Origin of the sequence: Kitasatospora sp. NPDC058190 (genome assembly GCF_042883685.1) — a bacterium.
Classification (GTDB): Bacteria; Actinomycetota; Actinomycetes; order Streptomycetales; family Streptomycetaceae; genus Kitasatospora.
The window spans coordinates 29,303-49,756 of the sequence record NZ_JBHVVI010000069.1; the positions used below are offsets into that span (position 1 = coordinate 29,303).

Sequence of the window (20,454 nt, forward strand, 5' to 3'; positions counted from 1 at the left end):
CCGCAACCTCCCCCGGCGATGTGGCAGCAAACTGTCAGCGCGCGTGCGCGGGCCCCGGTCCGCGTGGGGTCGGACCGGGGCCCGGGGAGGACCCGCCGTGGACGTACGGGCGGTGGGGGACGCCCGGCGGGTTGCTTCGGGGTGCCTGATCAGGGCCGCTTGGGACCCAGCGCGGTGGCCGCGTCGATCAGCAGGCCGCCGTGGTGACGGCCGGGGGTACGGGTGAGCAGGGTGACCGGGCCGTCCAGAACCAGCGCGGCGATCACCCGCCCGCCGGGCCCGCGCACCGGCACCGCGGCGGCGGCGAAGCCCAGTTCGCCCCGACCCAGGCTCTGCGCCCAGCCCTGCTGGCGCACCTTGGTGAGAGCGGCCGCGCCGAAGGCGGCGCGCTGGATGACGCGGACGAGTTCGGTCGGTTCCTCCCAGGCGAGCAGTGCCTGCGCGCCCGCGCCGGCCGTCATCGGCAGCGCGGCGCCCAGCGCCGAGCCCTTCCGACCGCTGTCGTCGGCCTCGGCGGAGGCCACGCAGATCCGCACGTCGCCCTTGCGGCGGTAGAGCCGCGCGCTGGCGCCGGTGCGCTCGCGCAGCTCCCCGAGCACCTCCTGGGAGCGCTTCAGCAGCCGCTCCGGCCCCGCGCCCTGCACCAGCAGGTCACGCCGGGCGCCGTCGGCGAGTTCGCCGATCCGCGGGCCGATCGCGAAGCGGCCCTGGACGTCGCGGGTGAGCAGCCGGATGGACTCCAGGGCGAGCGCGAGGCGGTGCACGGTGGCCCGGTGCAGGCCGGTGGTCTCGCTCAGGGTCCGCAGCGAGGCCGGGCCCTCGGCGAGGACGCCGAGCAGGACGGAGGTCTTGTCGAGGACACCGACCCCGCAGGGCCGGTCCAGGACGTCGACGCCGCCGGCAAGGTCCTCGTCGGTCGAGGTCATGGTGTCGGTGTCCATCGCGTCACGCGATCCGGGCGGCCAGGTCGCGCAGCAGGGCGTCCCGCTGCGGGGCCAGGTAGAAGTGGTCCCCCGGGTACACCGTCAGGTCGAAGCCGCCGGAGGCCACGTCGGCCCAGGCCGCCATGTCGACCGGGCTGACCCCGGGGTCGCGGTCACCCACGTACGCGGCGACCGGGCAGGCCACCGGGTAGCCGGGCTGGGCGAGATAGGTGCCGACGATCTCGAAGTCGGCGCGCAGCGCGGGCATCACCAGCTCGTACAGGTCCGGGTCGCCGAGCAGGCCCGCCTCGGTGCCGCCGAGACCGGCCACGGCCTCGATCACGGCCGCGTCCCCGCCGAGGTAGACGGGCGGGGAGTCGACCCGGTGCGGGGCCTTGCGGCTGGACACGTGCAGCCCCGCCAGTCGGACGCCGTGCTCGTTCTCCAGCCGGAGCGCGACCTCGTAGCCGAGCGAGGCACCCATGCTGTGGCCGAACAGGTGCAGCGGCACGTCCGACAGCGGCAGCAGCGCCCGGACGACCTCGTCGGTCAGCTCCTTCATGCTGGTGACGCACTCCTCGCCGAAGCGCTCCTGCCGCCCGGGGTAGCGGGTGGCCAGCACCTCGACGCCGGGGCCGAACCCACCGGCCCAGCCGTGGAACATGCCGGCGGTCCCGCCCGCGTGCGGCAGGCAGACCAACCGCTTGGCCACCACGCCGCCCGGCGGCGGGTAACGCCGGAACCAGCGGCTCGCGACCGCGCTCTCGATCATCTCTACGGCTCCTCTCGTTCCCTCGACCCCGGGCGCCCGGCACCGCCGGGCCAAGGGCCTGTCTCTCGGTCTTCTCGAATCGGGCAGGGATCGTCGGATCAGGCGAGGACCCGGGAGGCGGGCCCCACGGCCCCGAGAGCGACCGGGCTGTCGATGGAGAGCACCTCGGTCTCCGGGGTGATCCGGCGGGCCACGCCGGCCAGGGTGCGACCGGGGCCCAGTTCGATCAGCCGACGGCACCCCATCCGGTCGACCAGCGTGCGGACGCCGGCCTCCCACATTACGGGGGAAGTGAGTTGACGGATCATCAGCTCGGGCCAGTCGGCGCCGGAGGCATGCGGCCGGGCGTCCGTGTTGGCGACCACCGGGGTGTGCAGGGCGGCGAACTCGACGCCCGCCAGGGCCGCACGCAGCCGCTCCGCGGCCGGGGCCATGTACGGACTGTGGAACGCACCCCCGACCGGGATGGAGATCGGCTTGGCGCCGATCCCCGGCGCACCGGCGGAGGCCGCCGCGACGCCCTCGACCGAGCCGGAGACCACGACCTGGCCGGGCGCGTTCACATTGGCCACCCAGACCTGGTGCCCGGCGGCGCGGGCGTCGGCGGTCAGCTCCTCGACGGCCTGCAGCGGGGCGCCGACCAGCACGCCCATGGTGCCCTCGCGCAGCTCGGCCGCCTCCCGCATGGCGCTGCCGCGGACGGCGACCAGCCGGGCCGCGTCGGCCAGGCCGAGAGCTCCGGCGGCGACCAGGGCCGCGTACTCGCCGAGGCTGTGGCCGGCGCAGGCGATCGGCGCCCCGGTCAGCAGCCCGGTGCGGCGGGCCTCGTCGTGGGCCATCACCGCGACGGTGAACACCACCAGTTGGGCCAGGTCGGTGCGGCGCAGCAGCGCGCCGTCGGTGTGCAGGAGCAGTTCGGCGACGTCCTGCCCGGACTGCTCGGAGACCGTCTCGACCAGGGCCCAGGCGCCGGTGTCCCGCCAGGGCTCGCCCATGCCCTGCTTCTGGGTGCCTTGCCCGGGGAACAGCAGCGCGATCGGTTCGGGGGTCATGGGATGAACCTTCCAGCCGGGGGATCACCGTGTCGTCCGGGCTTCGAGGCGGAGCCGGTTCCGCCGGGGGAACGGTTCCGGCTCCGCCGCGTTGCCGCCGTCCGGGGCGCGGCTCCCGAGGGGTTCCGCGCCGCCCGGACGGCGGATCCGGCAGCCCGCCCGGGGAGAGGCTGCCGGAGGCTCTTCGGCGGTGCCGTCCTGGTCCGCGCGGTGGGGCGGCGGACGGACGGCGGGAGGGTGTTCGGCCGCGAACCACGGCCCGGAATGCGCGACGGGCGATTTCCGTCGGATTTCCTTCGTCTTTTCTAGCCGCCGCCCGGGGCGGGCGACAACGGCCGTTTCAGGAAGCTGCCACGGCGCCGAGACGCGGGCGGCGGCCTTCGGCCAGGCAGTGCGCGGCGCCGGGACGGGGGACCCGCTCGACGGACAGCAGGCCGAGCTCGGCGGCCCGCGCGCCGGCCTGGAACCGGGAGGTGGCACCCAGCTGGCCCATGATGTCGGCGACGTAGCGCCGGTAGGTGCGGACCGAGACGGACAGGTCGCGGGCCGCCACCTCGTCCGTCACCCCGGCGTTGAGCCGGTCCAGGATGCGCCGGGTGAACTCGGCGCGCGCCCAGTCCCCGAAGTCGACCTGACTCTCCAGCGGGACGGCCCGGCGCCAGACGCCGGCGAACAGGTTGTGCAGCGCCCGGAGCACCGAGGCGTCCCGGGTGACCGAGGCCCGCAGGCTGCCGGCCACCGGGTCGGAGCACGACAGGGCGATCTGATGGTCCACCAGGAGCACCTCCACCCACGGCAGGTGGGCCGTTCTCGCCTCCAGCGAGCGGCCCGCTTCGAGCTGCCGGCGGACGAACTCCCGGTCCAGGGTCTCGGGGACGCACAGCAGCCGTACCGCGACGCCGGCGTCGAAGCCGGCGAGCAGTCCGTCCAGGGCCTGGTAGATCTCCGCGGCCCGCTGCCGGTCGGATGCCAGCACCACCTCCAGGCTGCGCCGGGCGCCGCCGATCAGCCGAGCCACCTCGGCGGACAGCACCGCCTCGCCGGGCGGCACGGGGGTGACCACCGCGCCTCGGGCGACCAGGTCCCGGTGCCTGACCACGGCGTCCTCGATCAGGGCCTTCACCTCCAGCAGCCCCTGCTCGACGACGTCGCCGGGCCGGTCCGGCGGGTGTGGTGTCTGTTCCGGAACCGTCGACAGTTTCCTCATCGCTCCCCCATGACGTGGGACTGGCGTCCACCGTCATCGAACAACGCGGTGGCGCGGCCCTCCTACGGTGCTGTCAACAAGTTGCGCGCCGGGGCGCCGGAACGGCGGGCGCCCACCCGTGGGGGTGACGGTGCGCGTGCGTCCGCCCACCGTTGGTGGCGATCGCGAGCCCCGCACCGGGAGTGGTTGACCGATTCCGGTCACGCCGCGCGGCGGGGAGAGCGGCGGCGGTGGGGCGGCGGAGGGGCAGCGGAAAGGGCTGTGCGGAAGGCCGCGAACGGGCCCTCGGAAAGCGGCCGCGAAAAGGGCCGGAAACGCCGCGGTGGCGCCCCGGGTTCGACCGGGACGCCACCGTACGGGCACCGCGTTTCCTCAGGTGATCGCGACCACCTCGGGCCGGGCCAGCCGACGGTAGTCGGCGGCCCGGATCGCGACCGACCGGTCCAACCGGGCGGCGTTGAAGTACAGCTCCGGTTCCTCGAACAGTGCCGGGTCGGCGAGCACGTCGAGGTCCGGGTGGAAGGAGAACGGGGTGATCGTCCCGCTCACCGTGGCACCCAGGCGTTCGGCGACCGACTGGTCGGCGAACCGCGCCTTGCCGCCCCCGCTGACCCGGGCGACCTGTTTGAGGTCCACCCGGCGGTCACCGGGGACGACGGCCAGCACGTGGCGCGGGCTCGGTTCGGGCCCGGCCACGGCGATCACCATGCACTTGGCGGCGGCGGAGAGGCGATGGCCCCGCAGCTCGCTCGCGCGGACGGTCTGTCCCTCCGGGGGGTGGTCGATCAGCCGGTAGGCGACGCCACCCTCCTGGAAGAGGTCGATCAGCCGCCGGTAGGTCGACGGCTGCGGGCGGTCCGGAACGACGGCCGGTCCGGACGGGTGTGACTGTTCGTCGCGCACTGCTCCTCCACGCATGGCCGGTCCGGACTCCGCCGGCCGGCCGGTCGGGCGAAGGATCGACGCTGATCTCCGCGTGGTGGGTGGGGATGAGGCCGGCTCCTCCCGGGCCGCCTGACGGCGGCCAGGGAAGAGCCGGCCCAGGGCCTGTCTTCGAACTCCCGTCGTTCGCCCGGAGGGCGGGCGTTTGACGACAGGCCCCTAAAGACCCGACGGATGCCGGGTCAGCTCGTGCTGGCGACCAGCTGCGGCCGTGCGGCGACCGGCCGCGCCGCGGCGGCGGGCCAGCCACCCTCCGTACCGAAGTGCTCCTCGATCCACGCCGGGTCGTACAGCGAGTCGAGGTAGCGGTCGCCCTGGTCCGGGGAGAGCGCGACGGCGGTGAGGTTCTCCGAGCCGGGGTGGTCGGCGAGCCAGCGCAGCGCGCCGCTGACCACCGTCCCGGTGGAGCCGCCGAACAGGAAGCCCGCCCGGGCCATGGTGTGGCAGCGCTCCAGGGTCTCCCGCTCGGGCACCATGACCACGTCGTCGACCAGCGAGTCGTCCAGCAGCTGCGGCCGCACGCCGGCGCCGAGGCCCGGGATGTACCGGGTGAGCGCCGGTCCGCCGAAGCTCACCGAGCCGACGCTGTCGACGGCCACGATCCTCACCGGGCGCTCGCGCTCGCGGAAGTAGCGGGCGCAGCCCATCAGGGTGCCGGTGGTCCCGGCGCCGACGAACAGCACGTCGAGCTCGGGGAACTGGGCGGCGATGGACGGTCCGGTGTTGCGGTAGTGGGCCAGCCAGTTGCGCGGGTTGGTGTACTGGTTGAGCCACACGTAGCGGGAGTCGAAGTCGCACAGGCGCTGCACGTAGTCGAGTCGGGCGCCGAGCAGGCCGCGCTCCTTGTCCGGCCGGGAGATGACCAGCACCCGGGCGCCGAAGGCCTCCATCAGCCGGTGGCTGGCCGGGTTGCACCGGGAGTCGGTGACGCACAGGAAGCCGTAGCCGCGGTTGGCCGCGATCATGCTGAGCGCCACCCCGAGGTTGCCGGAGGAGGACTCCACCAGCACGTCGCCCGGGGAGAGCAGCCCGTCGCGCTCGGCGGCGAGCACCATCTCCAGCGCCGCCTTGAGCTTGACCGAGCCCGCGAGGTTCAGTCCCTCGGCCTTGAGGTAGAGCGGCACCGAGAAGACCGGGCGGAGGTCGACGAACACGTCGTCCACGTTGATCTCGTACGGGGCCGAGACGATGGTCACCGGGCCACCTGCTTCCCGGCCTCGCGGCCGTAGCGGTCCAGCTCGTGGAAGAAGCCGTCGACCGTGGCGAGTCGGCCGTCGGCCGCCAGGGTGTCGTGGACGAAGCGGCCGAGGCCGAGGTCGAGCACGCCGAGGCCGAAGGGCGAGAAGACGACGGGCTTGTCGGCGGGCAGCTCCACCCGGCCCTCCAGCACGTCGAAGAGCGTGCCGTCGATGAAGTCCCGGTTGCCGGTGCGTTGTTCGACCAGGTGCGGGGAGGTGTCCGCCTTCAGGCAGTGCTCCACGTCGTCCACGATGTTGGCGGAGGCGAGCAGCACCTCGGGGGCCAGGTCGCGCAGCGAGACGTTCAGCACCAGCGGGTTGTGCGAGAACCAGGCCGGCTCGTGGATGTGCGGGGTGCCGGCCACGGTGGCGAGGACGACCAGGTCGCTGTCGCGGATCAGGCTCTCGGCGCTGTCGTGGACGGTGACCTTGGCCTCGCCGGAGCGGCCGGACAGGTAGTCGGCGAAGTTGCCGGCGTGCTCGGCCGACAGGTCGTGCACGCCGAGCTGGTCGAAGGTCCAGCCCGTGGACTCCAGGAAGTGGTGGATGTAGCGGGCGATCAGGCCGGTGCCGATGAAGCCGACCCGGCGCGCCCGCTCGCCCCGGCTGAGCCGGTCCGCCGCCAGCGTCGCCGAGGCGGCGGTGCGGGAGGCGCTGATGATCGACGATTCCAGGCAGGCGAACGGGTAGCCGGTGTCGTGGTCGTTGAGGATCAGGACGGCCGAGGCACGCGGGATGCCGGCCGCGACGTTCTCCGGGAAGCTGGAGATCCACTTCAGGCCGTCGGTCGGCCGGGCGCCGCCGACCGAGGCGGGCAGCGCGATGATCCGCGAGCTCGGCCGGTCGGGGAAGCGCAGGAAGTACGAGGGCGGGTTGACCGAATCGCCCTGGCCGTGCAGCCGGTAGACCTCCTCGACCAGGTCGACGACCTGGCCTTCACGGCCCGCGAGAACCTCGGCCACCTGCGCGCCCGTGATCACGGCGAAGGCAGGGACAAGCGGCGAGGGGGACATGGGTTGGCTCCATCCGTCTGGGAGTTGGGGCCGGGCGGTACGGGTGCCCGGCCCCGGGTTTCGTCGGGGTTGGCCGGGCCCGGGGCGACCCGGGCCCGGCGGGGTCAGGACAGCGTCGGCACGGTGACCGGGTCCCCGAGGACGACGGCGATCTCCCGGTCGCCCTCGAAGGGCTCCCGGCTGTGCGCCATCCGGAGGTTGTCCACGATCATCAGGTCGCCGGCCCGCCAGGGCTCGCGCAGCGTGTGCTTCTCGTAGACGCCGTTGATGCCGAGCACGGTGTCCTCGTCCAGCTCGAAGCCCTCACCGTCGCGGGTGTTGAACGGCAGTCCGTCGTCGCCGAACTCGAACTTCAGGTACTCGCGGATCATCGGGTCGAGGGTCCACTCGTTGAGGAAGGCGATCTGGTTGAACCAGCCGCGCCGGCCGGTACCGGGGTGGGTCAGGACGGCCGCGGCGCGCTGCCGGGTGCGCAGGTCGCCGTTCGGCTGCCAGCGGCACTCGATGTTCCGCTCGGCGCAGTACGCCCGGACGGCTTCCCGGTCTCCGGTGCCGAAGGCCTCGGCCAGCGTGACGCCGACGGTCTCGGTGTAGTTGCGCTCCAGTTGCCAGCCGCGCCGCTCGAAACGCTCGACCAGCTCGGCGGGCAGGGCCTCCAGCACGTCGGCCGAGTCGGCGACGCCGGTGACGCCGCCGGAGGCGGGCGCGGTGAGGCAGGCGAACAGCAGGGTGCCGGGGACCTCCCGGGCGTAGCTCAGCTCGTGGTGCATGCACATCGGCTGGTCGGTGGGCCACTCCGAGGAGGAGTGGACGCCGTCGGCGAGGACCTGCCGGGTCGCGAAGCCCTCCCGTTCGGTCATCACCTCGTTCAGCAGCACCCGGCCGACCCGCCCGACCGTCCCGGCGTCGCGCAGCCCGAGGCCGCGCACCAGCAGCGCGCCGTGTTCGGCGACGGTGGCGTGCAGCCGGGCGCGGTGCTCGGCGGCCCAGGCGGCCGGGTCCTCGGGGGCCGGGCCGTCCAGGGTGAGCACGGCGGGGCTGCCCTCGGTCCTGGTCACCTCGAACGGGGCGGCGCCCGGGACCGTTGCCACCGCCGTGGCGGGAGCCGGGCCGGTGGCGGGGACCGCGGCCGGTGCGGCGGCGGCGGGCGTCCCGACTCCGCCGGGTTCGCCGTCCACCAGGGCGGCCAGCGCCGCCAGGGTGGTGTGGGCGCGGACGTCCTTCAGGGTGAAGGCCCGCTGCATCCGGACCACCAGCTGCACCGCCGAGAGCGAGGTGCCGCCCCGGGCGAAGAAGTCGTCGTGCCGGCCGATGCCCTCGACGGGCACCTTCAGCACGGCGGCCCAGGCCTGCGCCAGCCTGCGCTCGGTGTCGGTGGCCGGCTCCTCGTGGTCGGCCGCCGGTTCGCGGTCGGCGAGTTCCCCGGCCAGGGCGATCAGCGCCTTCTTGTCGGTCTTGCCGTTGGGCGTCAGCGGCAGGGTGTCGAGGCGCTCCAGCCGGGTCGGGACCATGTAGCCGGGCAGCGTCTCGGCGAGCCGCTCGCGCAGCACCGCCTCCGGTTCGTCCGAGCCGGTCTGGAAGCCGATCAGGTGCCGGCCCTCGTCGGGGCTCTCCACCACGACCACGGCGCTGTCGCGCACGCCGGGCAGCCGCAGCAGCTGGTTCTCGATCTCGCCGATCTCGATCCGGAAGCCGCGGATCTTCACCTGGGCGTCCCGCCGGCCGAGGAACTCCAGCGCGCCGCCGGGCAGCCAGCGGCCGAAGTCGCCGGCCCGGTACAGGCGTCGGCCGGGCCGGTGGGGGTCCTCGCCGAAGGCGGCGGCGGTGCGCTCCGGGTCGTTGATGTAGCCGCGGCCGACGCAGACGCCGGAGAAGACCAGCTCCCCGGGCGCGCCGAGCGGCACCGGGCGCAACCGCTCGTCGACGACGTAGGCGGTGACGTTGCCGACCGGACGGCCCAGCGGGACGGAGTCCCACACCGGGGCCGAGGTCATCACCTCGTGGTTGGTGTCGTCCGAGGTCTCGGTCAGCCCGTAGGCGTTCATCAGCGCGATCTGCGGGAAGCGCTCGAACCAGCGGACTGCCAGCTCCTTCTTCAGCGCCTCGCCGGTGACCGAGACGACGCGCAACGCGGGCAGTGGCCGGGGGCTCTCCTCCAGCCGGGCGAGCACCACCTCCAGGTACGAGGGGACGGCCTGCAGCACCGCGACCCGGCCCTGCTCGACGGTGTCGAGGTAGCGGTCGACGTCGAGGATCGCCTCCTGCTCGATGATCAGCGTGCTGCCGCCGGTCACCAACGCGGAGACGAGCTGCCACAGCGAGATGTCGAAGGACTGCGGCGCGGTCTGGGCCACCACGGTGCCCTCGCCGATGCCCTGGTCGTCGATCTTCGCGTAGAGGTGGTTGACGAAGCCCGCGTGCTCGCACATCGCGCCCTTGGGCTCGCCGGTGGAGCCGGAGGTGAAGTAGATGTAGGCGAGCTGGTCGGCGCCGACCGGCACCCCGGGGTTGCGCTCGGAGCGGTCCTCGGCCACCGCGGCGGCCACGGTGAGCAGCTCGGCCCCGGCGGGCAGGGCCTGTTCGGCGTGGCCGGGGCCGCCGTCCTCGGTGAGCACCAGGCGGCAGCCGCTGCGGTCGAGGGTGCGGGACATCCGGTCGACCGGGGCGTGCGGCTCGACCGGGAGGTAGACGGCCCCGGCCTTGAGGATGCCGAGGACGGCGGTCAGCCAGTCCAGGTTGCGTTCGGTGACGACGGCGACCACGGCCTCGGCGCCGAGTTCGCGGGCCAGCAACGCGTGGGCGATCCGGTTGGCCCGGGCGTTCAGCTCCGCGTAGGTGAGCGTGCGGCCGGCGTGCACGGCGGCGGTCCGCTCGGGGCCGGCCGCGACCTGCGCCTCGAACAGCTCGTGGAACCAGCGGTCCGGCAACTCCCGTTCCGGGCCGGAGAGTTCGTTGAGCTGGTGGTGCAACTCGGCCTCGGAGAGCAGGCTGTGCGCGCGGCTGGGCGCGTCCGGCTCGTCGACCAGGCGCCGCACGGCGCTCAGGTAGTACCCGGCGATCCGCTCGGCCGCCGCCGCGTCCACCACGTCGGTGCGGTGGCGCAGCCGCAGGGCGGGGCCCTCGGGGCCGGTGCGCAGCGCGGCGACCAGCACGGTGTGCGGGTGCGGCGCGACCGGCTCGCGGCCGCCGAGGTCCAGCACGGTCTCGAAGGCTCCGACGACGGGCCTGGCCGCCGCCCCCGCGGAGGCGGCCAGCAGCTCGCGCCAGGTCTCCTCCTCCTGGGCCAGCGCGACGGGTTGGACGGTGCCGGCCGGCGGGACGTATCCGGTGATCAGGGCCCGCTCACCGCTGAGCGCGCTGAGCACCGCGGTGTGCGCGGCCAGCGGCGCGGCCTCCCAGCCGGTGCCCGAGCGCCTGGCCAGCAGCCGGACCCTGGCGGCGAGCCGGGCCGGGACGGGGCTGGTCAGCTCGGCCCAGGCGGCGTCGCCGGCCCGGCCCGGGGTCGGCGCCACCCAGCGCGGGACGACGCGCGGGGGCGTTCCACTGATGGTCATCGGATCCTCCTGTCCGCCGGTACCCGGGCGTCCGGGAGGGCGGTGAACGGGGCGTCGCTGACGCCGTCCCAGGTCTCGCCGCGGAAGGCCGCGACGAAGGCCGAGACCCGCTCGGCGCCCCAGAAGGCCTCGCGGCCGTTCATGAAGAACGGCACCCCGAAGGCGTCGTCGTGGTAGGCGGCGATCAGGCACCGGATGCCCCGGGCGCGCACCGCCGGATCGTCCAGGGCGTCGCCGAGCCCCGGGTCGAGGCCGAGCTCGGCCGCGATCTCCGCGACGGTCTGCCGCTCGGAGAGGTCCCGGCCCTCGTTCCACCGGGCACGGTAGGCCCGGTCGACGAACTCCCGCCCCATGCCGACCTCCTCGGCCGCGAGGTAGGCCAGGTGCGAGACCTCCCAGTGCGGGGCGCGGTCGATAGGCCAGGTGACCTGCCAGCCGCGGGCCTGGGCCCAGCGCCGGGCGTCACGCAGGATGTAGAAGTTCTTGGCCCGCTGCATCTGCTGCACCGGCAGGACGACCCCGGCCTCCTCCAGCAGCCGGGTGGACTCCTGGTCGGGCTCCCAGTACGGGATCCACTCGATCTGTTCCAGCACGTCGGGGTACTTGTCGCGCAGGTCGCGGTAGGCGAACCAGGAGTACGGGCTGCGCAGCGAGAAGTACCAGCGCGGGTTGCGCCGCCGTCCGGTGGCGCTCACCTGATCTCTCCCAGGATGCCCCGGCCTTCAGGCCGGGGAGGAATGGGGACTTGGTCCGGAGCCGCGAAGCAGCGGAGTGATCTCCGGATGTTCTGACGCGAGCTGTTGTCAGTGCATGTCTGTAGGTTGATCTCGTGCACCTTCGGTACTCCTATCGCATCTACCCGACGGAGGGTCAGCGCGATTCGCCGGCCCGGACGTTCGGGTGTGCTCGGGTGGTGTACAACGACGCTCTTTCGGTGCGGAAGGAAGCCCGCAAGGGCGGCCTGCCGTACCCGAAGTCCACAAACTTGCAGAAGGCCGTGATCACGGCGGCGAAGAAGACCCCGGAGCGGGCGTGGCTCGCGTCGGTGGGCGTGGACCCGCTGATCCAGTCCCTTCGGGATCTGGACACCGCGTACCGGAACTTCTTCGACTCGGTATCCGGCAAGCGGCAGGGGCGACCAGTCGGTCTGCCCCGGTTCAAGTCCCGCAAGGACACCCGGCAGTCCCTCCGCTTTACCCGCAACGGGTTCCGCATCCGCTCGAACGGCAAGCTGAACCTCGCGAAGATCGGCGATGTGCGGGTGAAGTGGTCGCGCACGCTGCCCGCCGACCCCTCGTCCGTGACGATCCTTCTGGACCCGTCCGGCCGCTACCACGCCAGCTTCGTCGTGGACGTCGAACCGGACGTGCTGCCCGAGGTCGATGCCGAGATCGGCATCGACCTCGGGCTGACCACCTACGCCGTCCTCTCCGACGGCAGCGTGATCGACAACCCGCGCTTCCTCCGCAAGGCGGAGAAGAAGCTGAAGGCCGCGCAGCGGGAGCTGTCCCGCAAGGCCAAGGGATCGAAGAACCGGGCCAAGGCCCGCATCAAGGTCGCCAAGGCCCACGCCAAGGTGGCCGGCACCCGCATGGACTGGCTGCACAAACAGACCACCAGGATCATCCGCGAAACCCAAACGGTGTACCTGGAGGACCTGAACGTGCGCGGCCTCGCCCGGGGCCGCCTGGCCAAGTCCGTCCACGACGCCGGATGGTCCACCTTCCGGCGACTCCTTGAGGAGAAAGCCGCCCGGTACGGACGCACGGTCGGCATCGTGCACCGCGCGTACCCGTCCTCCCAGCTCTGCTCGGAGTGCGGACACCGCGACGGACCCAAGCCCCTCGCGGTACGCGAATGGGCCTGCTCGGCGTGTGGTGTGCTGCATGACCGTGACCTCAACGCTGCTCGAAACATCCTGGCCGCCGGGCAGGCGGACAGGCTAAACGCCCCTGGAGGGCCGGCAAGACCCGGCGTGGCGATCCCACGCCAGGCACGGCCCGTCGAACGGGGAACCCGCCTCGGCGACCAGCGGTCCACGGGCGTCCGTGCCGCAGGCGCGGGAGGAATCCCCGCCCCTTGAGGGCGGGGAGGATGTCAAGCGTTCTCCCCCACCGGCTGGACGTCCAGGTACGCGGCCAGCCAGCGGTCCAGTTCGGCGAACGCCTGGGTCCGGGCCGCCTCACCGGAGAGCACCAGGTCGTGCATGCCGCCCCTGATCCGCACGACCGTCACGTGCTGGCCCAGCTGCGGCCCCTGCGCGGCGATGTCGTCGGCGCGCAGCACGGCGTCGGCGTGGTGCAGGGCGTTGTGCCACTTGGTGGTGGAGATGGACCGCGTCGAGGCCATCAGCAGCACCGGCACGTCGATCCGGAGCCCGTTCCGCAGCTGCCGGTGCCCCTGGTGGATCGCCGACAGCCAGCCCGCGAAGAGCGGGAAGCCCTCGGCGCGCTTCAGCGTCAGGTCGAAGTCCCACTCGCCCTTGTGGTCCTTGTGCAGGCTGTGGGTGTAGTGCGGGTTCAGCGCGGACGGCAGCACCCGGGTCGGCGACAGCTTCCCGAGCGCCGTCACCACCGGACCGCCGGCGGTCCGGACGGCCTGCCCGACCGGCATCGACAGGAACGGGCTGTTCAGGAACAGCCCGTCCACCACCCCCCGCCCCGCCCGTCGGCCCGCCCACAGCGCGGCCACCAGCCCGCCGGTGGAGTGCCCGTTCACCAGCAGCTGCCCGTGCCCGTCCACCTCCCGGATGATCCGCACCGCCTCGTCGATCTCCTCGTCGTACTCGGCGAGGTCCCGGACGAAGTTCGGCGACTGGTGCGGTCGCAGGGAGCGGCCGTACTTGCGCAGGTCGAGGGCGTAGAAGGAGAAGCCGAGGTCGGTGTAGTGGTCCGCCAGATTGGTCTGGAAGAAGTAGTCGTTGTACCCGTGGATGTACAGGACGGCCCGGTCCGCCCCCGGCACCACCCGGCGAACCAGGGTCGCGCAGACGGCGCCCTCGTCATCGGGCCGCAGCGTCAGCTCGGCCGCCTCGTAGGGGGCACCGAGGATGTCTTCCCGAAACTCCATCTGCCCTGAACCCGTCCCTCTGCTCCGCCCGCCCGTTACGGCAGGTGACCACCCGTTCCGAGCCACGACGATACCGGCCGGTAGGGGCGGAGCGCTCGGCGGCGGGGTCCTGCCCGTTCCTAGTGCCGTGCCAGCCACGTCGCGATGTCGTCGACCACCGCCGGCTCGACGTGACCCGGTCGCGCGTACTCGGCCGGAGTGGCGCGGCCACTGCCGGAGAAGAAGAGGTGATTGGAATCCTGGTGGATCCGGATGACCGCCTCGGAGCGGTCCCCCAGGACGGCCCGCCAGCGCGTCAGGTCGTCGGCAACGGTGACCTGGTAGTCCCGCCCGCCCTGCAGGATCAGCATCGGGCAGGTCAGCCCGGCTGCCGTGGACACCGGATCGTACGCGCGCAGGTCGAGCCAGTACGGGGCGGAGAGCCCGAACGGCAGCAGATCCGACGGCGTGTCCGGCGTGAGGTCGGAGCCGGCCACCAGTGCGGCCTGCCGGGTCAGCGCCGCCACCGCCTCGTCCGCGCCCGGGGAGGGAGCGAGCGCCGCGAGATGGCGGGCGACCCGGACGGCCGCCTCGTGCATCGGCTGGGCATCCGCGGCGAGCAGCACCAGTCCGGCGATCGACGGGTCGGCGGCGGCGATCCGGGGCGCCACCTTGCCCCCCATGCTGTGGCCGAGCAGGTGGATCCGGTTCGGATCCACCTCGGGCTGCTGCCGGAGCAGTTGGACGGCGGCACGCGCATGCGGCAGGTACTCGTCGGCCATCGTGAAGTCCGGCGGCAGACGGTCCGGGTGGGCGAAGGTCACCTTGTCGAAGCGCAGCACCGCCACCTGTCGGGTGGCGAGCCCCCAGGCGAGGTCCTTGAGCGGCTTGTTGGGGCCGCTGCTCTCGTCCCGGTCGAACGCACCGCCGCCGCTGAGCAGCACGGCGGCGGGCCACGGCCCGGGGCCGACGGGCAGGCTCAGCGTCCCGGGCACGGCGAGCGCTCCGGTGCCGAGCAGGACGTCCCGCTCGGTGAACCGGGCCGGATCCGCGTAGTGCGGCGGCTGCCACTCGGCGCCGTCCTCCGGGGCGAGCCGCAGACCGTGGAGCAGGCCGTCACCACCGACCGACGTGACCACGGTGAAGCCGCCGTCCGCACATGTCACGGGGATGCGCACGCGCACCGGATCGGTCTCGTCGGCCTCGCTCACCGGCTCCCCGATCGCCGTGATCCCGCCCCGCCCCGCAGCCTCGGCCGCCCACGCGAGCCGCAGCGCATCAGCGTTGACCGCAGCGCGCAACGGTGGCGCGAACCGCTCGACGATCTCGGCGAACGACTCCGTCCGCAGCAGTGCGGCCAAGCCCCCCGCGACCTCCAACGCCCTTCCCCCATCCATTCTCATACTTGCGAACAGTAGCAGGCATGAGAAGGTTGGGCCATGGACTCCCTGGAACTGCTCGCCCACCCCATCCGGCTGCGGATCGTTCACGCGATGGGTGGCGGACGCCTGCTGACCACGACTCAGCTCTGCGCACGCATCCCCGACGCCTCCAAGGCCACCGTCTACCGGCACATCGACCTGCTGGTGGCCGGCGGAATCCTGGAGGTGGCCGAGGAGCAGAGGGTACGAGGCGCGGTACAACGGCTCTACCGGCTGCGCCAGGACCGGGCCGTCATCAGCCCCGAAACCATCCGATCGCTGACCTCCGACGACCACCGACGGGCCTTCGCCACCGCGATGACGGCCCTGCTGGCCGAGTTCAACGCCTATCTCGACCGTGAGCAGGCCGACCCGGTGGCCGACCGGGTGGGCTACCGGCAACATGCGCTCTGGCTCAGCCCGGCGGAGCTGGATCAGCTGATCGGCGAGCTGCGCGCGGCCATCGTGACCAGGCTGGCCAACCGGCCGGGCCCCGAGCGGGTGCAGTACCTGCTCAGTCCGATCCACTTCCCGGTGGAACCCACGCCGTCGTGAGCCGTGCGCCCGAGAGCCGAAGTCGATCACCCGGCGGTCCCGGCGGTGCCGTTGCGCACCCCGCACGGGGTAGCCGTCCACGCCTCCCGACCGCTTCTCGTGCGCCTGCTGTGCGCCGGTGTTCATGTGGAACGCTTCCCGGACGGACAAGGCGAGTTGGGGAGTTTGCATGCAGCACGGGCACACCGATCCGTCGCTCTACCGGTCGGCCGCGGAGGCGATCGCCGCACCGCCGGAGACGTTGGCGTACGTCGCCGGGTTCGACCGGTCGGCGCGGCAGCCGGACGCGTTGCTGACCGTCGACACGGATCCGGGGTCGGCGAGCTACGGGAAGGTGCTCAACTTCGCCGAACTGCCCACGCTGGGTGACGAGTTGCACCACTTCGGGTGGAACGCCTGCTCCAGCGCCCTCGCGCACGCCTGCCACGAGAACCCGGAGCGGCGGTTCCTCCTCCTCCCGGGGCTTCGGTCGTCGCGGCTGCACGTGATGGACACCCGGCCGGACCCGGTCCGTCCGCGCCTGGTCAAGACCGTCGAGGCGAAGGAACTGGCCGCCAGGGCGGGCTATTCGCGCCCCCACACCCTGCACTGCGGCCCGGACGGCGTGTTCCTGTCCTGCCTCGGGTCCGCCGAGGGCGCCGACGGGCCGGGCGGCGTCGCGCTGCTCGACCACAGCACCTTCGAGGTGCTCCGCCCGTGGGAGACCGAGCGCGGTCCGCAGCACTTCGCATACGACGTCTGGTGGCACCTCGGCACCGATGTCGGGGTGACCAGCGAGTGGGGCACCCCGTGGATGGTGGAGGACGGGGTGCTGCCCGAGCAGTTGTTGGCCCGCAAGTACGGGCACGCGCTGCACTTCTGGGAGTTGAGCACCGGGCGGCACCTGCAGCGGATCGATCTCGGGGACCAGTACCAGATGGTGCTGGAGCTGCGTCCCGCGCACGATCCGCAGGCGGAGTGGGGGTTCGCCGGGGTGGTGACGAATGTCGAGGACCTCTCCTCCTCGGTGTGGCTCTGGTACCGGGAGGGGCCGGCGTTCACCGCGCGCAAGGTGATCGAGATTCCCGCCGAGCCGGCCGCGGCGGAGGAACTGCCGCCCGCGTTGCGGCCGTTCGGGGCGGTGCCGCCGCTGGTGACGGACATCAACCTGTCGGTGGACGACCGCTGGCTGTACGTGTCGGCCTGGGGCACCGGCGAGTTGTTCCAGTACGACGTCTCGGACCCGTTCCACCCCCGGCTGGCCTCCTCCGTCCGGCTCGGCGGGGTGGTGGCCCGCACGCCGCATCCGGCGGAGCCGGGCCGGCCGTTGAGCGGAGCGCCCCAGATGGTGGAGATCAGCCGGGACGGGCGGCGGCTGTACCTGACCAACTCCCTCTACGGCGCCTGGGACGACCAGTTCTACCCGGACGGCATCGAGCCGTGGATGGTCAAGCTGGACGCCGATCCCGAGGCCGGCGGGCTGAGCATCGACGAGCGGTTCTTCCCGCACGGCGACGACTTCCGGGGCCTGCGCGTCCACCAGACGCATCTGGCGGGTGGCGACGCCTCCTCCGACTCCTACTGCTACCGGTAACCGGCCCACCGGGAGAGCGCCCGGTCGTACCGGACCCGCACGGATCGGGCGTGAGCCGGGGTGACGCGTCGCGCGGGTGCCCGTGACGCGGTCAGGCCCGAGCTGCAGGACAGTGGACGGCGTGATGGCCTCGCCCCCGTCAGGGGGGCGAGGCCATCGGCGTTGGTGAAGGTCGGCCGCAGGCGCATCCGGCGGCAGCGGAGGCCGGTTCGGTGGCCCGCTTCGCTCCGGCTGAAATCTGGCCATTCGTGTGGCGGAACGCGGCGCGCGTCGGCTTGTGCGAACAGGCCGCAACCATTTGTCTGAGTCGCGTCAACCAGCATGTCCGCCGTCAGCCAGCATGCCCGCTGGCGGGCCACCTCGGGAGTTATCGTGCGCACACGAATCCTGCCTGTCGCGGCCGCAGCCGCCCTCCTCGCCCTGGTCCAGCCAGGCCTCGCCACCGCGAAGGACGACCCCAGCACCACAGTCACGTTCACCGTCACGTCCGGCGCATTGTCGCTGTCGGTACCCGCCAGCGCCAACCTCGGCTCGGGAGCGCCCGGCACCACGATCAGCGCGCCGATCGGCCCCTGCACCGTCACCGACGACCGCGCCCTCGCCTCGGCCTCCTGGACGGTGACCGCGGCGGAGACGGACTTCGTGAACGGCCCGTCGACGATTCCCGCCACCAGCGCCACCTACTCGGTCGGGACGGTGACGACGACCGGCACCATCACCGTCACTCCGACGAACGTGACGCTGAGCAACAGCGCGCAGACGGTACTCACCGGGAGCGCCGGTGTCGGAGACAACACCGCGTCCTGGGACCCGACGGTCGCCGTCAACGTGCCCGCCAGCGCCGTCAGCGGAACCTACACCGGAACGCTGACCCAGTCCGTTGCCTGACGGAATGAAGGGTGCGCGCCGGTACTGGGTTCTCCTGCTGATGCTGGCCTTCGTGCAGGCCGCCGGGGTGATGCCGGCGGCGGCGCACGGGGCGCCCGGGGCTCCGTCCCCCCAGGACCCGGCTGCGGGCAGGACCATCGGCATCAAGCTGCTCGACGCTCCGGAAAACCGCCGTGCCGATCCCAGGGCGCATGCCTACATCGTCGACCACGTCGCACCCGGCTCGACCATCGAGCGGCGGGTGGAGGTCACCAACCAGTCGTCCACGCCGATGCACGTCAACCTCTACGCCGCGGCAGCCACCATCGCGAGGGGCGAGTTCACCTTCGCGCCGGAGCGCACCCCCAACGACCTGACCGGCTGGACATCACTCGATACGACGGGCCTTGAGCTGGCGGCCTCCGAAACGGCGCGCGTCCGCACCACCATCCGGGTGCCCAGGGACGCCGCCGCCGGGGAGCGATACGGCGTCATCTGGGCGCAGACGGGCACCCCCACGGACCGTTCGCACACTCTGACGGTGCTGGGCCGGGTGGGCGTCCGCATGTACATCGACGTCGGTCCCGGCAGTGAGCCACCCTCGGACTTCACGATCGAGAAGCTCTATCCGACCCGGGCCCGCGACGGGCGGGGAGAGGTTCGCGCCCGGATCCACAACACGGGGGGCCGCGCCCTGGACATCAGCGGGGCACTCTCCCTCTCCGACGGGCCCGGCGGACAGCACGCCGGACCGTTCCCGGCCGCCAAGACGGGCACCACACTGGCTCCGGGCGACCGAGGGGAGGCGGTCGTCCCGCTGGACGCACCGCTACCGAACGGCCCGTGGACAGCGGAGCTCACGCTCAGAAGCGGCCTGGTCGAGCACACCACCCGCGCCACCATCACCTTCCCAACGACCCCCGGCAGCATCGGAGCGGTCGCCGCGGTCGCCCAGCAAGGGCACTTCCCCACCCCCGCGGTCGCCGGGCTCTCAGCCCTCGCCCTCACCGCTCTGTGCCTTCTGCTCTCCAAGTTCCTTCGGCGTCGCCGATGACCACTCCAACCGAGCCCCGCCCCCGCAGCCGGCCGATCTGTCCCGTGAGCGACGCATGACGGTCCTCATCGAGCGTGTCACCGCTGCTTCTGCGCCGGCGCCATCCTCGCCGGCGCTCCGACCTCGGCACATCACTCGCCCACCCGCCGTGTTTGTCGACTCCGCGTGCTCGCCACGATCACCGTCGTGTTGTCTTCGCGAGCCCACGCACGAATACCTAAAGTAATGTCCATGTCACGATGAGTATCTACGGCTTGTCATCGACGGTCGGGAGCGGAGATGTCGGTGTTCAGACATGAGAGAGGGCGGACCGGAGCACGCCGCGGCACGGGAGGTACGGGCGGCATGTTTCGATCGTGGCTGAGGGCGCGGGCCCGCAGGGCGGGGGCGGTCACGCTGACCGGGCTGGCCGTCCTGGCGATCGTCCAGGCCACGACCTGGACCGCCACGGTTCAACCCACCTACGTCGCCCAGGTCGACGACGAGGCGATGCCGGTGATCGACACCTTCACCACCACCGGCCTCACCAAACCCGGCGGCGCCGCCACCGCCGACCCCGGCCGCACCGACAGAGCCGCCAGCACCAGCAGTACCGGCAGCACCAGCCTCACATTCACGGTCATCCCGGTCAGCCTGACCATCGCCAAGAGTCACACGGACCCCTTCATCCGGGGCGAGGACGGCGCCTACACCATCACCGTGGGTAACCTCGCTACGGCCAGCCCCACCAATGGCACCCCGGTCACCGTCCACGACACCCTCCCTCGAGGTCTTCGGGCCGAGAAGATCACCGGCAGCGGATGGAACTGCATTCTGGCCACCCTCACCTGTACACGCAGCGACGTCCTGCCTGCCGGGCAGAGCTACCCGCCCATCACCCTGACGGTCGACGTCTCCTGCGACGCCCGTGAACGGGTCACCAACACCGCTACCGTCACTGGAGGCGGTGACACCACCATCCACACCGCCACCGACCCCACCACGATCAAGCGCCACGGGCACGACGGCGACGGGCACGACGACCACGACGGCCACAGCGGCCACGGCGGGCACGACGGCCACCATGACCACTGCGATCGCCACGACAACTGACAGCGCTCAGCCCGCGTGGACGTAGCGGGAGGTGGGGGGGGGGGGGGGGGGGGGGGGGGGGGCGCCCCCCCCCCCCCCCCCCCCCCCCCCCCCCCCCCCCCCCCGCAGAAAAAAACACGGGAACACCCCCGAGAAACGCAGGG

At 72.7% G+C, this 20,454-nt stretch carries 17 protein-coding genes; 6 read left to right on the forward strand and 11 right to left on the reverse strand.

Going from position 1 to position 20,454, the window contains the following annotated elements:
• Positions 1-149 precede the first annotated feature (149 nt).
• From ACFVWU_RS27845 to ACFVWU_RS27885, 9 genes are all read right to left on the reverse strand, one after another.
• Positions 150-941: an IclR family transcriptional regulator gene (locus ACFVWU_RS27845; protein WP_387625991.1), complete on the reverse strand. Its 792-nt coding sequence runs from the start codon at positions 939-941 to the stop codon at positions 150-152.
• A gap of 4 nt (positions 942-945) precedes the next feature.
• Complete coding sequence (locus ACFVWU_RS27850; RefSeq protein WP_387625993.1) at positions 946-1,695, reverse strand: thioesterase II family protein; 750 nt, start codon at positions 1,693-1,695, stop codon at positions 946-948.
• Between the two features lie 98 nt (positions 1,696-1,793).
• Positions 1,794-2,747: an ACP S-malonyltransferase gene (locus ACFVWU_RS27855; RefSeq protein WP_387625994.1), complete on the reverse strand. Its 954-nt coding sequence runs from the start codon at positions 2,745-2,747 to the stop codon at positions 1,794-1,796.
• 340 nt (positions 2,748-3,087) lie between these two features.
• Positions 3,088-3,954 (reverse strand): LuxR family transcriptional regulator, encoded by an 867-nt coding sequence (locus ACFVWU_RS27860; RefSeq protein ID WP_387625996.1) that lies wholly within the window; start codon positions 3,952-3,954, stop codon positions 3,088-3,090.
• Between the two features lie 372 nt (positions 3,955-4,326).
• Positions 4,327-4,857, reverse strand: coding sequence for a YbaK/EbsC family protein (locus ACFVWU_RS27865; protein ID WP_387625998.1), 531 nt, complete (start codon positions 4,855-4,857; stop codon positions 4,327-4,329).
• 221 nt (positions 4,858-5,078) lie between these two features.
• A complete protein-coding gene (gene sbnA, locus ACFVWU_RS27870; protein ID WP_387626000.1) occupies positions 5,079-6,092 on the reverse strand; it encodes a 2,3-diaminopropionate biosynthesis protein SbnA in 1,014 nt (337 codons plus the stop codon).
• Positions 6,089-7,147, reverse strand: coding sequence for a 2,3-diaminopropionate biosynthesis protein SbnB (sbnB, locus tag ACFVWU_RS27875; protein WP_387626002.1), 1,059 nt, complete (start codon positions 7,145-7,147; stop codon positions 6,089-6,091). Before sbnB ends, sbnA begins: the two co-directional genes overlap by 4 nt.
• Positions 7,148-7,251: 104 nt before the next feature.
• Positions 7,252-10,701, reverse strand: a complete 3,450-nt coding sequence (locus tag ACFVWU_RS27880) for an amino acid adenylation domain-containing protein (protein WP_387626004.1) — start codon at positions 10,699-10,701, stop codon at positions 7,252-7,254.
• A complete protein-coding gene (locus ACFVWU_RS27885; protein ID WP_387626006.1) occupies positions 10,698-11,396 on the reverse strand; it encodes a 2-hydroxychromene-2-carboxylate isomerase in 699 nt (232 codons plus the stop codon). The genes ACFVWU_RS27880 and ACFVWU_RS27885 overlap by 4 nt, the downstream gene beginning before the upstream one ends.
• Positions 11,397-11,530: 134 nt before the next feature.
• Between ACFVWU_RS27885 and ACFVWU_RS27890 the strand changes: the two genes are divergently transcribed.
• Entirely contained in the window at positions 11,531-12,784 is a 1,254-nt protein-coding gene (locus tag ACFVWU_RS27890; RefSeq protein WP_387626008.1) for an RNA-guided endonuclease InsQ/TnpB family protein, read from the forward strand.
• A gap of 14 nt (positions 12,785-12,798) precedes the next feature.
• Here the strand turns inward: ACFVWU_RS27890 and ACFVWU_RS27895 are convergent, their stop codons facing one another.
• Complete coding sequence (locus tag ACFVWU_RS27895; protein ID WP_387626010.1) at positions 12,799-13,770, reverse strand: alpha/beta hydrolase; 972 nt, start codon at positions 13,768-13,770, stop codon at positions 12,799-12,801.
• A 119-nt stretch (positions 13,771-13,889) separates the two neighbouring features.
• Positions 13,890-15,110, reverse strand: coding sequence for an alpha/beta hydrolase family protein (locus tag ACFVWU_RS27900; protein ID WP_387626012.1), 1,221 nt, complete (start codon positions 15,108-15,110; stop codon positions 13,890-13,892).
• 78 nt (positions 15,111-15,188) lie between these two features.
• Between ACFVWU_RS27900 and ACFVWU_RS27905 the strand changes: the two genes are divergently transcribed.
• From ACFVWU_RS27905 to ACFVWU_RS27925, 5 genes are all read left to right on the forward strand, one after another.
• Positions 15,189-15,725: a helix-turn-helix domain-containing protein gene (locus ACFVWU_RS27905; protein WP_387626014.1), complete on the forward strand. Its 537-nt coding sequence runs from the start codon at positions 15,189-15,191 to the stop codon at positions 15,723-15,725.
• 169 nt (positions 15,726-15,894) lie between these two features.
• Positions 15,895-17,298 (forward strand): selenium-binding protein SBP56-related protein, encoded by a 1,404-nt coding sequence (locus tag ACFVWU_RS27910; RefSeq protein ID WP_387626016.1) that lies wholly within the window; start codon positions 15,895-15,897, stop codon positions 17,296-17,298.
• A 321-nt stretch (positions 17,299-17,619) separates the two neighbouring features.
• Positions 17,620-18,186 carry a hypothetical protein gene (locus tag ACFVWU_RS27915; RefSeq protein ID WP_387626018.1) on the forward strand — a complete coding sequence of 189 codons (567 nt, stop codon included), beginning with the start codon at positions 17,620-17,622 and terminating at the stop codon, positions 18,184-18,186.
• A gap of 4 nt (positions 18,187-18,190) precedes the next feature.
• Positions 18,191-19,219, forward strand: a complete 1,029-nt coding sequence (locus tag ACFVWU_RS27920; RefSeq protein ID WP_387626020.1) for a peptidase — start codon at positions 18,191-18,193, stop codon at positions 19,217-19,219.
• A 345-nt stretch (positions 19,220-19,564) separates the two neighbouring features.
• Entirely contained in the window at positions 19,565-20,311 is a 747-nt protein-coding gene (locus tag ACFVWU_RS27925) for a hypothetical protein (RefSeq protein ID WP_387626022.1), read from the forward strand.
• Positions 20,312-20,454 lie beyond the last annotated feature (143 nt).